This window comes from Mesorhizobium sp. MC2-1-1 (assembly GCF_057597255.1).
The window spans coordinates 2927100-2941410 of record NZ_CP195205.1 but is presented as its reverse complement, the minus strand read 5'-3'; the positions used below and the strand labels follow the sequence as shown (position 1 = coordinate 2941410).

Below are 14311 nucleotides of genomic sequence, written 5' to 3'. Positions count from 1 at the left end.
CCTTGGACACCGCTCAGGCGGCCGAGTAGCGTGGTTCTCTGCGCTCCCGGCCTTTCGCCTGAAGCATACATGACATGAGAACGGCCGGCATGGGCCGCTCCTCGAACGCTACGCCATTAGACCGGCCGGAGCTTATTGCGAAAAGGTCCTCAGGCTGGCGCTTTCGAACTGAGCACCAGCAGCCGTTCCGCCTCCGCCATCACCTCAGCCGGCGTGACCTTGCCCCCGGCCGGCGCAAGCAAGGTCGATGCAAATTTTCCACGTGGGCCGGTAAGACCCGGTTCCGTCGCCAGGAAGATGGCGACGGTCGGCAGGCCGAAGGCACTGGCGAGATGGGTTAGGCCGGTGTCGGCGCCGATCACCAGCGTCGAGCGGCCGAGGATCGCGGCGACATCCGCGAGCGGCGATTTCGTAACCAGCACCGTCTCCGGCACGGCTCCGGCAATGGCTTGCGCCACTTTCCTTTCCGGCTCATTCGACCAGGTGACTACCGGCGTGAATTGCCGGTCGGCCAGTCGGCGCGCGGTTTCGACCCAGTCCTCGACCGGCCATTTCTTGTCCTCGCGGCTCGTGCCGTGCAGCAGGAAGGCGGCTTTGCCTTCAATGCGGGGCAGGTTGCCCGCCGGCGGCACGATGCCTGACTCGAGCCTCGACAGCTCGGGCTGGTAGCCAAGCGCCAGCCCGAACAGCCGCCTGGTGCGCTCGATGGCGTGCAGGTTGCGCGGCACGGCATATCTGCGCTGATAAAACAGCCCTGCCGAAGACTCGCGGGCGCTAGCCCGGTCGAAGCCGGCAATCGGCGCTCCAGCCTGGATGGCGACCAAGGCTGATTTCAGCAAGCCTTGCGCGTCGATGACAAGATCGTAGCGGGAGGCGCGAAGCGTTTTGCGCAGCCCTGCCATCTCGCGCCAAGTGCCGCCGTTGAAAAGCTTCTTGCGCCAGCGTCGGATCGCCACCTTGTGGATCACTCCAATCGCCGGGTGCAGCGCCACGATCGCGGCAAAGGGTTCCTCCACGCACCAGTCGAAGTCTATGTTGGGCCGATTGCGTACGGCATCTTCGACGGCGGGAAAGGTGTGAATGACGTCGCCCATCGACGACGTCTTGACGATCAGCACCTTCATGCCGCTGCCGGGACCGTCAGCAATCGCTCGGCCGCGGCGGTGACGCGGGCGACATCGAGCGTGTTCAGGCAGTTGAGATGCCCAAGCGGGCAGATCTTCTTGTGGCAGGGCGAACAGGACAGGTGAAGCCAGATCAGTTCGGAGCGCTCGCTGAGCGGCGGCGTGTTTTCCGGCGAGGTCGAACCATAGACGGCCACGATCGGCGTGCCGACGGCGGCGGCGACATGCATCAGTCCGCTGTCATTCGACACCGCAAGCTTCGCCGCGGCGATGAGGTCTATGGCGTCCTCCAGCCGCGTCTTGCCGGCAAGGTCGATGGCGCCGGGGGCGAGCGTCGCTATCTCGCCGGTGACGGCGGCATCGTTCCTGGAGCCGAGCAGCACGACGCCCAATTCCTTTGCCATCATGTCCCGGGCAAGCCCGGCATAGTGGTCGCTTGGCCAGCGTTTTGCCGGGCCGAATTCGGCGCCGGGCATCAAGGCAACGAATTTCCTCGCGGGGAGCCCGAAGCGCGCCAGCAGATCGGCCTGGTTGGCCTGGTCGACGGCAAGATGCGGGGCGCGAAACGTGCCGCCGCGCGCGAGGCCGAAATAGGCGCGCGCCGTGCGCCGTTTCAGGGTTTCGGGCAACGGCACGATGTCGGTGAGCAGGCCATAGCGCATTTCGCGCAAATAGCCGACACGATGCGGAATGCGGGCAAAGAAAGGGATCAGCGCCGATTTCCAGCTCCCCGGCAGCACATAGGCCATGTCGTAGCGGCCGCGCAGCAAGCGGCCGAAGCGCCTGCGGCTGCGGAATTCGAGCGCTCCGGGCGTCAACGGAAAGTCGATCTGGCTGCGTATCTCCGGCATGCGCTTGACCAGAGGCGCCGCCCACGCCGGAGCCAGCACATCGATGGCCGCGTGAGGATGCTTTTCCTTCAGCGCCGCAAACAGGCACTGCGCCATGACCATGTCGCCCACCCAGCGTGGGCCGATCACGAGGATCGTTGGGCCTTCAGCCATTCGACATAGTCCCTGACGCCGGTTTCGACTGTGCGGAATTGGCCATTGTAGCCGGCCGCGCGCAAGCGGGACATATCAGCCTGAGTAAAACTCTGGTAGCTGCCCTTGAGATGGTCGGGGAACGGGATGAATTCAATCTCCCCCTTGCCCAGCGTGTCGATCACCGTTTCGGCGATGGCGCGGAACGGCTGGGCACGGCCGGTGCCGCAGTTGAAGATGCCGCTCAGGCCCATTTTCCACAGCCACAGATTGACCTCGGCGACATCGCCGACATGGATGAAGTCGCGGCTCTGCTCGCCGGGGCCGAAGCCGTCATATGCGCCGAACAGTTTCGGGTTATCGCCACGCTCGACCTGGTTGAACAAATGGAAGGCGACTGACGCCATGGCGCCCTTGTGCGCCTCGCGAGGTCCGTAGACGTTGAAGTAGCGCAGGCCCGCCACCTGCGAATGATTGGCGTCGACGTTGCGGCGGACGTAGTCGTCGAACAGCTTCTTCGAATAGGCGTAGACGTTGAGCGGCCGCTCGAACTCAGGCTCCTCGCGGAAGTCGCTGCCGCCGCCATAGACGGATGCGGAAGAGGCATAGAGGAAGGGCACGCGCAGGTCCAGGCAGGCATGCAGGAGCCGCTTCGAATAGGCGTAGTTCACGTCCATCATGAACTTGCCGTTCCACTCGGTGGTGGTCGAGCACGCGCCCTGGTGGAAGACGGCCTCGATGCGGCCGAGGGCGCCATTGTCGAGCTGGGCGAGAAAATCGTCCTTGTCGACATAGTCGGCGATGCGAAGGTCGGCCAGGTTGGCGATCTTGTGGCCGTCGGTGAGATCGTCGACCACGACGATGTCGTCATGACCCTCGGCATTGAGAGCGGCGACGATGTTGGAGCCGATCATTCCGGCGCCGCCCGTAACGATGATCATGCTTTTCAGCCTTGCTCCGTTGCAGATTCCGGCCCTTATAAGGGAGGCGGGCGGGAGTGTCGACAAAGCAGGCAAGCTGGCGCGCCACAGTGAGGCCGCAAAGCTCCCGCTTCAGTCGCGTCCAACCGCCTGACGGGCGCGCTGCCTGGCGACATGGTGAGAGACAAAATGCCATCGACCGAACTGCTTATCGCGTTTTTCGCCACGACGGCGATCTTCGCCTACATCCCAGGTCCCGCCATGCTTTATGCCGCCGCGCAGACGATGGCGCGCGGGCGCTGGTCTGGCTTGACGGCGGCTCTCGGTATCCATCTCGGCGGCTATGTGCATGTCTTTGCCGCCGCCGCTGGCCTGTCCGTCCTGTTCCATGCGGTGCCGCCGCTATATCTGACGGTCAAGCTCGTCGGCGCTCTCTATCTGATCTGGCTCGGCGTCTCCATGTTCCGTAAACGGGCAGACGGCGATGCGGCTCTGCCCACCATCGAGCGGAAATCGGCCCGGCGCGCCTTTTTCGAAAGCATCACCGTCGAGGTGCTCAATCCGAAGACGGCGATCTTCTTCATGGCGTTCCTGCCGCAATTCATCGATGTCTCGGCGGCGTTTCCGGTGTGGATGCAGTTCGTTGTCCTGGGAACCATCGTCAACCTGATGTTCTCCTCGGCCGACATCGTTTGCGTGTTTCTTGCCGGCGCCCTGATTGCGCGGCTGCGGCGTTCGGGACGCGCGCAGCGACTAATGCAGCGCGCTGGCGGCGCGGTGCTGGTCGGCCTCGGTGTCCATGTTGCCTTGCAGAGGAGCTGATTGCTCGCCGGCTCCTGTTGTAGCCCTCGTCAGCCTGCCGTTGCGCTCATCCGAATTGCGGTATATCGGCATCGCGAACATGATAAGTGCCGGAAACCCCGGGCATCAAACCGACCAAAATCCGCCTTCAGGCGTGCGCCAGTGAGATGATCAAGCAGCATCTGCCTTCCCCCGAGCCTTTGCATCGCACCATCGCCGGATTCGGCGATGCCACCGTGCTGGTGGTGGGCGATTTCATCCTCGACCGCTTCGTCAGCGGCGTCATCGAGCGCATCTCGCCGGAAGCCCCAATCCCCGTGCTGCATGGACGGGGCGAGACGCTGAACATGGGCGGCGCCGGCAACGTCGTCTCCAACATCGTTTCGCTCGGCGCGACCGCCATTCCTGTTTCGGTGATCGGCGCAGATCAGGCAGGCAACAGCCTGATGCGCATGCTCGGCGAGATCGGCGTCGATACCGACGGGCTGCTGCAGAGCCAGGACCGTATGACTTCGTCGAAAAGCCGCTTCAGTGCGCTCAACCAACAGGTGCTGCGCTTCGACGAAGAGGAGATCAAGGCGCTCAATTCCGCCGAGCGGGCGAAGCTCATCGACCATTTCCAGGCGGCGCTTGGCCGTGCCGACATCGTCATACTCTCCGACTACGGCAAGGGGGTATTGCTCGATGGCGTCGCCGGCGAGCTGATCGCGATCTGCCGCGATGCCGGCAAGCCGGTGCTGGTCGATCCCAAGGGGCGCGACTATGCGCGTTACGCCGGCGCGACGGCGGTCACGCCGAACCGCAAGGAGCTCGGCGAGGCGGTCGGGCGCAAGGTGTTCAGCGACGATGAGATCGTGGCCGCCGCGCGCGACCTCATCGCCGAGCACGACTTCGAATACATCGTCGCCACGCGCAGCGAAAAGGGCATGAGCGTGGTTTCCGCCGAGGATGCCCGCCACATCTCCACCCAGGCGCGCGAAGTGTTCGACGTTTCCGGTGCCGGCGACACGGTCATCGCAAGCTTCGCGCTTTCGCTCGCCGCCGGCGCCGACCGCGTGCATGCGGCCGTCATCGCCAACGCGGCCGGCGGCGTGGTGGTCGGCAAACGCGGCACCGCGAGGCTCAACGTCGAGGAACTGGCCGGGGCGCTCTTCCGCTCGCACGGGCCGACGACCCATACCGATGCCATTCTCGACGCCAATGCCGCTGCCAGGATGGTCGCGGCGTGGAAGGACGAGGGGCTGACCGTCGGCTTCACCAATGGCTGTTTCGACATCCTGCATGCCGGCCATGTCAGCCTGCTGCATGCCGCGCGCAGCCAGTGCGACCGGCTGGTGCTCGGCCTCAACAGCGACGCCTCGGTGCGCCGGCTCAAAGGGCCGGGTCGCCCGGTCAACAACCAGCATGACCGCGCCTGCGTGCTGGCCGCTCTTGCGTCGGTCGATGCCGTCGTCGTCTTCGAGGAAGACACGCCGCTGAAGCTGATCGAGGCGCTTTTGCCCGACATCCTGGTCAAGGGCGCGGATTACACGATCGAGACCGTGGTCGGCGCCGATGTGGTGCAGAAGGCGGGCGGGCGCGTGGTGCTGGTCGATCTCGTCGCCGGCAAGAGCACGACGAACACGATCGGCAAGCTGCGTGCCGCAAACTGAGGATCCCATGTCCGATTTGAACGACTACCTCGTCCGCTCCGCGGCGGCGATCTCGGCGATGGTCGAACGTGACCTCACCAACGAGATGGAGCACGCGGTGAGCACCGTCGTGACCGCGCTTTCCCAAGGCAAGGCGCTGTTGATCTGCGGCAATGGCGGCTCTGCGAGCGACGCCATCCACATCGCCGGCGAGCTGGTCGGCCGCTTCCTCAAGGAGCGCAAGGCCTACAACGTCATCGCGCTGCCGGCGAACGCCGCTGTGCTGACGGCCTGGGGCAACGACTACGGCTTCGACACGGTCTTCTCGCGCCAGGTCGAGGCGCATGGGTCGGAAGGCGCGGTGCTCCTGGCGATTTCGACCAGCGGCAATTCGCCGAGCATCCTTGCCGCTGCCGAGCAGGCCCGCATGATGGGCATGACGGTGATCAGCCTGACGGGCGACACAGGTGGCAAGCTTGCGCCGTTGACCGATATCCTGCTCAACGTGCCGTCGACCTCGACGCCGATCATCCAGCAGGGGCATCTGTGCCTCTACCACTATCTGTGCGAGGCGGTGGAAGCGCGTCTCAGCAATGGCTGAGGACGCGGGCTTTCCGCTGGCCGGGCCCGGCCTGTGGGTGGAGCGGATTGGTTCCGCGGAGTTTCCGGTTGGTCGGCCTGCGCTTTTCCTCGACCGTGACGGCACGATCAATGTCGACACCGGCTATCCCGACGATCCGGCCGCGATGGTGCTACGCGGCCAAATCGCGCCGGTGATCGAAGCCGCGAACCGGCGGGGCGTTCCGGTCGTCGTCGTCACCAACCAGTCGGGTATCGCGCGGGGCTATTTCGGCTGGGACGCGTTTGCACGGGTCAATCGGCGGGTGCTCGATCTGCTGGCTGAACAAGACGTGCTTGTCGACATGGTGCTTGCCTGCGCCTATCACGAAGCCGGCACCGGAGCGCTGGCGATACCCGATCACCCGATGCGCAAGCCCAATCCAGGCATGCTGCTCGAGGCGGGCCGACGGCTTGGCCTCGACCTGAAGCGATCGCTGATCGTCGGTGACAAGCCGGCCGACATGGAAGCCGCCCAGCGCGCCGGCCTTACGCACGGTTGGCTCGTCGACGGCGAAGGCTCGACGATGGGCAGGCTTTCAGTTTCGCCGTTGCGCGACGCGACGGACCTTGATCGACTGCTTAACGCGATACAGTCGCTCTGATCGCAGATTGATTCAAAGCCAGAGCCTAGGCTGTTCTTTTTGCGGGTGATTTCCGGAAGCCGGCACACTAACACCGGTTGTCCGCCGGCAAAGGCAGCGCTCTCGACGTGAGAACGGGGCTTGGCCTTGTCGCATACCTCGTTGTGCGCTTGGCTCTGGGGTGAGCAGAGCGACGGCCTACTATTGACCTTGATCCGCAACGCGTTCCGCTTGCTGCAGAGCTCCGCCAACTGGCTGATAGGCGGCGCTCATGGCAGGATGGTGATGTTCAACGTCTCGATTCCCTAGAAGGGCGCCTGCGCAGGCATCATCGACCTTACGAATTTGTATTCCGACGGCAAGATGCTGGTGATATCAACCGTCCATTGCTCCGGAACGGAGCTATCGCGATGAACGGAACCGCTGAAACTTCTGGACTGCGTCGGCTGATTCTAGCCAAGGCACTTGTGGTCGTCGCGGTCCCGATCGTTGCTATCGGTGGCCCTGTACAGAGTTCGTCGGCAGCGCGAGCGCGGCGATGTTATTTCTCGCTCCACTCGAAAAGACCCATCTGAAGTGTGCCGCTTTCCTCCTCGACTATCGAGACGGCCTACACGGTGGTTGATAGGATGTGGGGGCGGGTCCGCGGCTACAACGACGGCTGTCGTCACCATTTCGGCAGACACTTTTCGGACACCGCCACACCGAACTGGTGTCCTAGGTGCCGCAATAAAGGCAACGATGAATGTTAGATGAAAAAGCCCGGGAATTGCCCGTGATACCATTCGTTCCAGGGATCGATGGATTCACCTTGCACGATGGCCTCGCTCTACGAGGCATGCCTAACCCGCAGGTCCCCCTCGATGGTATAGGCACCCTGGGCCTGCACGACTTTATCGCGCAACAATTTTCGAGACCGGAGGGTGTGAGCGGGCGTGTGACTGGAGCGGTCATGGGCCTGATAAACTACCTGCCAAATGTGCGCGCCATCGAAATGCTGGACATCGCCGAACAAGATGACGTGCTCGAAATGGGGTTTGGACCGGGTTGGGCTCTCAAGAAGATGGCCAAGCTCGCGCGCACGGGTACAATCATTGGGGTAGATCGGTCGCCGACAATGCTTCGTCAGGCCCAAGCTCGAAATCGGGCCGCAATTGAAGATGGAAAGCTGAAATTGATCCAGGGTAGCTTCGAGCAGTTACCATTGGAAAGCGCCACGGTTGACAAAGTTCTTGCCGTCAACGTGATCTATTTTTGTTCAGCGACAGGAACCGCCCTCGCGGAAGCTCGCAGGGTATTGCGCCCGGGAGGAACCATGTCGATCTATGCGACGGACTGCTCTTTCATGAGAAGGTTGCAGTTCATTGGTCCTGAAACCCAGCAGACATTTGATCGAAAAGGACTGGAGGAGTTCTTGAACCGAAGCGCATTTGGGTCCGATCGAATCGATATCCAAACGGTTTGGTTGCCATTCGGGTTTCGCGGCCTGGTGGCACGATTACGCAAGCTGTAAACTTGTATTGCAGGTGCTGGCGCTGTGCCGCAAATCAGCAGGGCGCGCAAAGAGGTTTTGAGCACATCCGTCCACTTTGATGTCGGTGCCTAGCAGGTATCACTGCCGGTAACCATTGCCCGCCGTTTAATTAGCCACACCATCAAGTTGGAAAGGCCACCAACCCCTCGTCCTTGACGCGGCGGATGGTCAAGGCGGTGCGCACCGTGTCCACGTTCGGGGCCGAGGCCAGCTCCTCGATAACGAAGGTCTGGAAGGTGCCGAGGTCGCTCGCCACGCAGTGCAGCAGGAAATCGGATTCGCCCGAGACCATCCAGGCATCGCGCACGATCGGCCAGCCGCGCGTGCGCTCGGCGAAGGTTTTCAGCTCCGCGTCGGCCTGATGATGCAGGCCGATCAGGCAGAAGGCGACGACATCCATGCCCAGCGCCGGCGCGTTGAGGAGGGCCCGATAGCCGCGGATGATGCCGGCCTCTTCCAGCCGCCTCACCCGGCGCAGGCAGGGCGGCGCCGAGATCCCGACCCTGCTGGACAATTCGACATTGGTCATGCGCCCGTCATTCTGCAGCTCGCGCAGGATCTTCCAGTCGATGGCGTCGAGGTCGGCTTTCAGCGGCATGAAGGGCCTTCGCGCAAGAATCTTTCGCAATTTTGTAATTTGGTTTCGTGTCAGAGGCCATAGCTTTGCGATGATTTGTCCTTGTTTTGATGCATGCGGTGATCCGGGGGCCGGGCGCCTCCGGGCGAAATGCGTTGATGACGATCGGCGATATGGCCCGATATGCAGGGACGAAGCTTTCCGGGGACGAAGGTCAACTTGCCTTGCTGGCCCCACGGGCAACACTTACATTACACGCGACAAGCCACGGCCGTTCGCCGCAGGGGACCTTTCATGGACAATACAAAACATGCGCCCGTTCTCATCATCGGTTCCGGCCCGGCCGGCTACACGGCGGCGATCTATGCCGCCCGCGCCATGCTGAAGCCGATGCTGGTCGCCGGGCTGCAGCAGGGCGGGCAGCTGATGATCACCACGGATGTCGAAAACTATCCAGGCTTCGCCGATCCGATCCAGGGCCCGTGGCTGATGGGCGAGATGCTGAAGCAGGCCGAGCATGTCGGCACCGACATCATCAACGACATCATCACCGAGGTCGACCTCAATGTGCGGCCGTTCCGCGCCACCGGCGATTCCGGCACCATCTACACCGCGGACGCCTTGATCATCGCCACCGGCGCGCAGGCCAAGTGGCTGGGCATTCCGTCGGAGCAGACCTTCATGGGCTTCGGCGTTTCGGCCTGCGCCACCTGCGACGGCTTCTTCTATCGCGGCAAGGATGTCGCGGTGGTGGGGGGCGGCAATTCCGCGGTCGAGGAAGCGCTCTATCTGTCTAACCTTGCCAAGAGCGTCACCGTCATCCACCGGCGCGGCGATTTCCGCGCCGAGCGAATCCTTCGCGAGCGGCTGCTCAAGAAAGACAATGTCCGCGTCATCTGGGACACGGTCGTGGACGAGATCACCGGCCGTCCGGGCAAGGCGCCGCTGCCGCCTTCCGTCGAAGGCCTGACGTTGCGCAACGTCGTGACCGGCCAGGAATCGAAGCTGCCGGTCGACGGCGTGTTCGTCGCGATCGGACATGCGCCAGCCGTCGAGCTCTTTGCCGGCAAGCTGAAGCAGAAGCCGAACGGCTATCTGTGGACGGCGCCGGATTCGACCCGCACCGACGTGCCCGGCGTGTTCGCCGCCGGCGACGTCACAGACGATGTCTACCGCCAGGCGGTGACAGCGGCGGGGCTCGGTTGCATGGCCGCGCTCGAGGCGGAAAAATATCTGGCGGGCATAGAGGTTCACCGCGAAGCGGCGGAATGACAGATCGGCTGAAAAAGGCCGTTTAAAAGCCTGATTTTTCATTCAGACGCCAAATGAAACGCGAGGGGAATCATGGCGCTGGACTGGGACAAATTACGCGTATTCCACGCCGCGGCGGAGGCTGGTTCGTTCACTCATGCCGCCGAGACGCTCCATCTGTCGCAATCGGCCATCTCGCGGCAGGTCAGTGCGCTGGAGCATGACGTCGGAGTTGCGCTGTTCCACCGCCACGCGCGCGGGCTGGTGCTGACCGAGCAGGGCGAGATGCTGTTCCGCACGGCGCATGACGTGCTGATGAAGCTGGAAACCATCAAGACGCGGCTGACCGAGACCAAGGACCGGCCGTCGGGCGTGCTCAGGGTAACGACCACGGTTGGCCTGGGCGCCGGCTGGCTGACCGAACGGGTACAGGAATTCATCGAGCTCTATCCGGAGATCAGCCTGCAACTGATCCTTGCCAATGAGGAGCTCGACCTGACCATGCGCCAGGCCGATTGCGCCATCCGGCTTCGCCAGCCACAGCAGCCGGACCTTATCCAGCGTCGGCTGTTCACGGTCCACTTCCACCTCTACGCGGCGCCGTCCTACATCGCCAAGTTCGGCAAGCCGGCCTCGATCGCCGAACTCAGGAACCACCGCATCGTCACCTTCGGCGTGCCGGTGCCTTCGCATCTGTCGGAGTTGAACTGGCTCGAGACGGTGGGGGACTTCGAAGGCGCGCAGCGGGTGCCGACGCTGCAGATCAACGATATCCTGTCGATCAAGCGGGCGGTCCAAGGCGGCGCCGGCATCGCCATGCTGCCCGATTATGTGATCAACAAGGACTCGAACCTTGTGCAGCTGCTGCCCGAAACCGAGGTGCCGTCTTTCGACACCTATTTCGCCTATCCCGACGCGATGAAGAACCAGGCGAAGCTGCACGTCTTCCGCGATTTCATCATCGCCAAGGCGCGTAGCTGGTCCTACTAAGGTGCGCCGATATTCCGGTGAGGCCGGCCTGCGAACGGCGATGACCTGGAACCCGGCCCACCGGCGCTGATCATCCACGCCAAGGCGTCAGTCGCGGGAGCCAGCCGGGCACGGCGCGGCGGTAGGCTTCGTACTGGGCCCCATAGCGGCTGGTGAGCGCCGGCTCTTCATAGAGTTTCACGAAGCAGACCATCGCTGCCGCGGCAATCAGACCGTAGATCGCGACGGCCCAGCTCGAGAACAGCAGCGCCTGGCCGAGGATGATCGAAAGCACCGCGACATACATGGGGTTACGCACATGGCGGTAAGCGCCCCCGACGACCAGCTTCTGGGTAGGCGCCACCGGGGCGGGGGTGCCGAGGCCTTCGAGTGCAAAATGGGCGAAGGCATGGAGCAGCACCGCTGCTGCTCCGACCATGAGGATGGAGCCCGCGGCCAAGAGGCCCGGTGTAGCCGCCAGAGGCTGGCGATAATGTTCGGTCAGCAGCCAGGGCACCACTCCGGCGACCACACCCGGCGCGACGACAAGGAATAGCGCGCTGCCGGCAATTGCTGAAAAAACCCGCATTGTCTATCTCCTGCCGAAAAAATGGCCGCTCCATGCCGAAATCGGCATCACTTGCGGACTCGCCTATATCTCCAAGCAAATCGGCTCGATTTTTGTATTTAAGCAGGCGCTTTGGCTCCGAAAACGGCACGGAATCGGTAATTTTTCTGGTCCTATGGGTTCTGGGAATAGGTTGGACCACAGCCTGCGTCTTTTTGCATGCGTGTGTTGCAAAATAGATGCTTGTTTCTTGGGCATGATGAGCACATATCTAGTCACATCTCCAGGGCGCGTTCTCCTCCCATTAGCGCCCTCGAGTGTTCCCCTCTGGAGGTTAGCCTTAATCGGCACTTCCAATCAAACTCAGCCGGATCTTTATTGATCCGGCTTTTTTGTTGCCCGCGTGGCTTCGAGGCGGCGGAAAAACGACTGAATCCCCCACGTAACAGTGACATGTAACATTGGGTAACATGTCGCGGACGCACTCTATCGATTATGTAGACAATAGGACGCGGTTGGTCGGTTCGGGAGATGGGGGCATCACTCGGAATGACCGGGCTCAGGCAGCTACCGCGTCCGAACCAATTTGCGGATGGGGCGGACCTGCCGTTGCCTCCCAGGAAGACGGTCCGCATAAGAACGGCGCCCGGTTCAACCGGGCGCCGTTTCTTTGCCGCCAGCAAAAACTCGGTCAGGCTGCCTTACCCTTCGCGTTCATCGCCTCGTCGGCGAGGCGGCCGGTGAGCTCGGCCATGTGGTCGAACGCCGCCCTGTAGCTGGCGACGCCGGCGGTCGCCGAGCGCAGCTCGATGATCAGGTCACCGATTTCGGCCTGCGGCATGGTCGCCTCGACGACGTCCCAGCCGGGCCAGTCGGGCCGCGCGTCATAACCGAGGATCTGGCCGCGCCGCTGTGGGATCAGTGCGATGATCTTCGAGGTCGCGTCGGAGGGCGTGACGATCTCGACCTTCATCACTGGCTCCAGCAGGACCGGCGAGCAGGCGGCCATGCCTTCCTTCATCGCGAGCTTGGCGGCCATCTGGAAGGCCATGTCCGAGGAATCGACCGCGTGGTAGGAGCCGTCCGACAGGTTGACGGCGACGTCGACGACCGGGAAGCCGAGCGGGCCTGTCTTCAGATAGTCGCGGATGCCGGTCTCCACCGACTGGATATAGGTCTTCGGCACCACGCCTCCGGTGATGGTGTCGGTGAACTGGAAGCCGGAGCCGCGCGGCAGCGGCTTGATTTCAATAACCACATCGCCGAACTGGCCGTGGCCGCCTGACTGCTTCTTGTGGCGGCCGCGCTGCTGCGTCGATTTGCGGATGGTCTCGCGGTAAGGCACCGCAGGGGCATGGCCCTCGACCGGAATCTGGTTCTTGCCCTCGAGGCGTTCGCGCACCACGCGCAGATGCATCTCGCCGTGGCCTGACAGGACGGTCTCGGCTGAATCCTGGTTGTGGCGCAGGCTGAGCGAGGGGTCCTCCTCGGCCAGCCGCTGGATCGCCGCAGACATCTTGACTTCGTCCTTGCGCTCCTTCGGGCGAAGCGCGAAGGCAAATACGGGGTGCGGCGGCTCGAGCGTCACCAATGGCCTGATGCCGCCCTTGATCGAACTCAGCGTGTGGCCGGTCTTGACGTTGTCGAGCTTGCCGAGCGCGACCGTGTCGCCCGCCTTGGCGGATGTCAGCTTGGTCTGATCCTTGCCCAGCATCCTGTAGATGCCGGAAACCTTCGCCGTGTCGCCGTTGGACAGGAAGAGCTCGGCTGCGTCGGCCAGTTGGCCTGAAAGCACGCGCGACACCGAGAGCTTGCCGCCATGCGCGGTGTGGATGGTCTTCATCACCTGCACCACCGTCTGGCCGTCCGGCGCGCCAAGGCGTTTCCTGGTTGCCTCGACATCCGGCGCGTCGTGGCGAATGGCCTTCAGCAGGCGCAGCACGCCGTTGCCCTTCTCGGCCGTGCCGATCAGCACCGGCGTCACGGCGCCGGCGCGCAGGTCAGCCGAGAGGTCGTCGAAGATCGCATCCTTCGGCGGCTCGATCTCCTCCAGCAACTGCTCCATAAGGTGGTCGTCATGGTCGGCGAGCGTCTCCAGCATGGAGAAACGTGCTTCCAGCTCCCGCGCCTTGTCATCGTTCGCTATGTCGGCGACCTGGCTCTCGGCATATTCGCGGTAGATGTAGGCGCGTTCCAGCGCCAGATCGATCGAGCCGACGACGATGCCGTCCTTCCGTACCGGAATCTGGCGCAGCAGCAGTGGCACCGAACTTGCCGGCTGCAGCATCTTCAGGGTGTCGCGCACGCCCGCGATCGCCTTGTCGACCTTGTTGAGGAACAGTATGCGCGGAATGGCGAGATCGTCGAGCTTGCGCATGATGAGCTGAAGCGCCGGAATCTTCTTCTCGTCGGCCTCGGCGACAACGACCGCGAGGTCGCAAGCGGCAAGCACCGGCTCGGCCTCGAAGGCGAATTCGATGGAGCCGGGGCAATCGACGAAGGTAATCTGCTCGCCCATGAAATCGGTGGTGGCGAAGGTCGCCTCGACGCTCATGGCGTGGGCGCGGGCCTCGGGCGAATGATCGGAAACGGTGTTGCCCGATGAAACGGGCGACTGGCGGGGAATGGCGCCCGTGCGGGCGAGGATGGCTTCGAGAAGTGTCGTCTTACCGCTTGCAAAGGGACCGACTATGGCGATGCATTTCGGTCCCGTGCGTCGTCCTCCGGCGCGAGTACCCATGGCTGACCTCC

General features: G+C 63.1%; 13 protein-coding genes. 7 read left to right on the top strand and 6 right to left on the bottom strand.

Translation table 11 applies throughout. The features are described from left to right. Nucleotides 1-149: 149 nt before the first annotated feature. Genes waaC through rfaD form a run of 3 tightly spaced genes read right to left on the bottom strand, consistent with a single transcriptional unit; the run spans nucleotide 150 to nucleotide 3048 of the window. Nucleotides 150-1124 carry a lipopolysaccharide heptosyltransferase I gene (gene waaC / locus ACR64R_RS14605; protein ID WP_487362314.1) on the bottom strand — a complete coding sequence of 325 codons (975 nt, stop codon included), beginning with the start codon at nucleotides 1122-1124 and terminating at the stop codon, nucleotides 150-152. Next, nucleotides 1121-2128, bottom strand: a complete 1008-nt coding sequence (gene waaF, locus ACR64R_RS14600) for a lipopolysaccharide heptosyltransferase II (protein ID WP_487362313.1) — start codon at nucleotides 2126-2128, stop codon at nucleotides 1121-1123. The genes waaC and waaF overlap by 4 nt, the downstream gene beginning before the upstream one ends. Next, nucleotides 2101-3048, bottom strand: coding sequence for an ADP-glyceromanno-heptose 6-epimerase (rfaD, locus tag ACR64R_RS14595; protein ID WP_487362312.1), 948 nt, complete (start codon nucleotides 3046-3048; stop codon nucleotides 2101-2103). Before rfaD ends, waaF begins: the two co-directional genes overlap by 28 nt. A 168-nt stretch (nucleotides 3049-3216) precedes the next feature. On the opposite strand from rfaD, the gene ACR64R_RS14590 reads away from it, so the two are divergent. From ACR64R_RS14590 to ACR64R_RS14570, 5 genes are all read left to right on the top strand, one after another. Further along, nucleotides 3217-3849: a LysE family translocator gene (locus tag ACR64R_RS14590; protein WP_487362311.1), complete on the top strand. Its 633-nt coding sequence runs from the start codon at nucleotides 3217-3219 to the stop codon at nucleotides 3847-3849. A gap of 146 nt (nucleotides 3850-3995) precedes the next feature. Then, nucleotides 3996-5480, top strand: a complete 1485-nt coding sequence (gene rfaE1, locus ACR64R_RS14585) for a D-glycero-beta-D-manno-heptose-7-phosphate kinase (RefSeq protein WP_487362310.1) — start codon at nucleotides 3996-3998, stop codon at nucleotides 5478-5480. A gap of 7 nt (nucleotides 5481-5487) precedes the next feature. Then, entirely contained in the window at nucleotides 5488-6060 is a 573-nt protein-coding gene (locus ACR64R_RS14580) for a D-sedoheptulose-7-phosphate isomerase (RefSeq protein WP_487362309.1), read from the top strand. Next, nucleotides 6053-6682, top strand: a complete 630-nt coding sequence (locus ACR64R_RS14575) for a D-glycero-alpha-D-manno-heptose-1,7-bisphosphate 7-phosphatase (RefSeq protein ID WP_487362308.1) — start codon at nucleotides 6053-6055, stop codon at nucleotides 6680-6682. The genes ACR64R_RS14580 and ACR64R_RS14575 overlap by 8 nt, the downstream gene beginning before the upstream one ends. 724 nt (nucleotides 6683-7406) lie before the next feature. Beyond that, nucleotides 7407-8174: a class I SAM-dependent methyltransferase gene (locus ACR64R_RS14570; protein WP_487362307.1), complete on the top strand. Its 768-nt coding sequence runs from the start codon at nucleotides 7407-7409 to the stop codon at nucleotides 8172-8174. Nucleotides 8175-8316: 142 nt separating this feature from the next. On the opposite strand, the gene ACR64R_RS14565 is transcribed toward ACR64R_RS14570, so the two are convergent. Further along, complete coding sequence (locus ACR64R_RS14565) at nucleotides 8317-8793, bottom strand: Lrp/AsnC family transcriptional regulator (RefSeq protein ID WP_487362306.1); 477 nt, start codon at nucleotides 8791-8793, stop codon at nucleotides 8317-8319. 273 nt (nucleotides 8794-9066) lie between these two features. Between ACR64R_RS14565 and trxB the strand changes: the two genes are divergently transcribed. Next, nucleotides 9067-10044 (top strand): thioredoxin-disulfide reductase, encoded by a 978-nt coding sequence (trxB, locus tag ACR64R_RS14560; protein ID WP_487362305.1) that lies wholly within the window; start codon nucleotides 9067-9069, stop codon nucleotides 10042-10044. 72 nt (nucleotides 10045-10116) lie between these two features. Continuing rightward, nucleotides 10117-11013, top strand: a complete 897-nt coding sequence (locus ACR64R_RS14555) for a LysR family transcriptional regulator (RefSeq protein ID WP_487362304.1) — start codon at nucleotides 10117-10119, stop codon at nucleotides 11011-11013. 70 nt (nucleotides 11014-11083) lie between these two features. Here the strand turns inward: ACR64R_RS14555 and ACR64R_RS14550 are convergent, their stop codons facing one another. Next, nucleotides 11084-11581 (bottom strand): methyltransferase family protein, encoded by a 498-nt coding sequence (locus tag ACR64R_RS14550; protein ID WP_487362303.1) that lies wholly within the window; start codon nucleotides 11579-11581, stop codon nucleotides 11084-11086. 670 nt (nucleotides 11582-12251) lie between these two features. Continuing rightward, complete coding sequence (locus ACR64R_RS14545) at nucleotides 12252-14300, bottom strand: elongation factor G (protein ID WP_487362302.1); 2049 nt, start codon at nucleotides 14298-14300, stop codon at nucleotides 12252-12254. Between the last annotated feature and the right edge of the window lie 11 nt (nucleotides 14301-14311).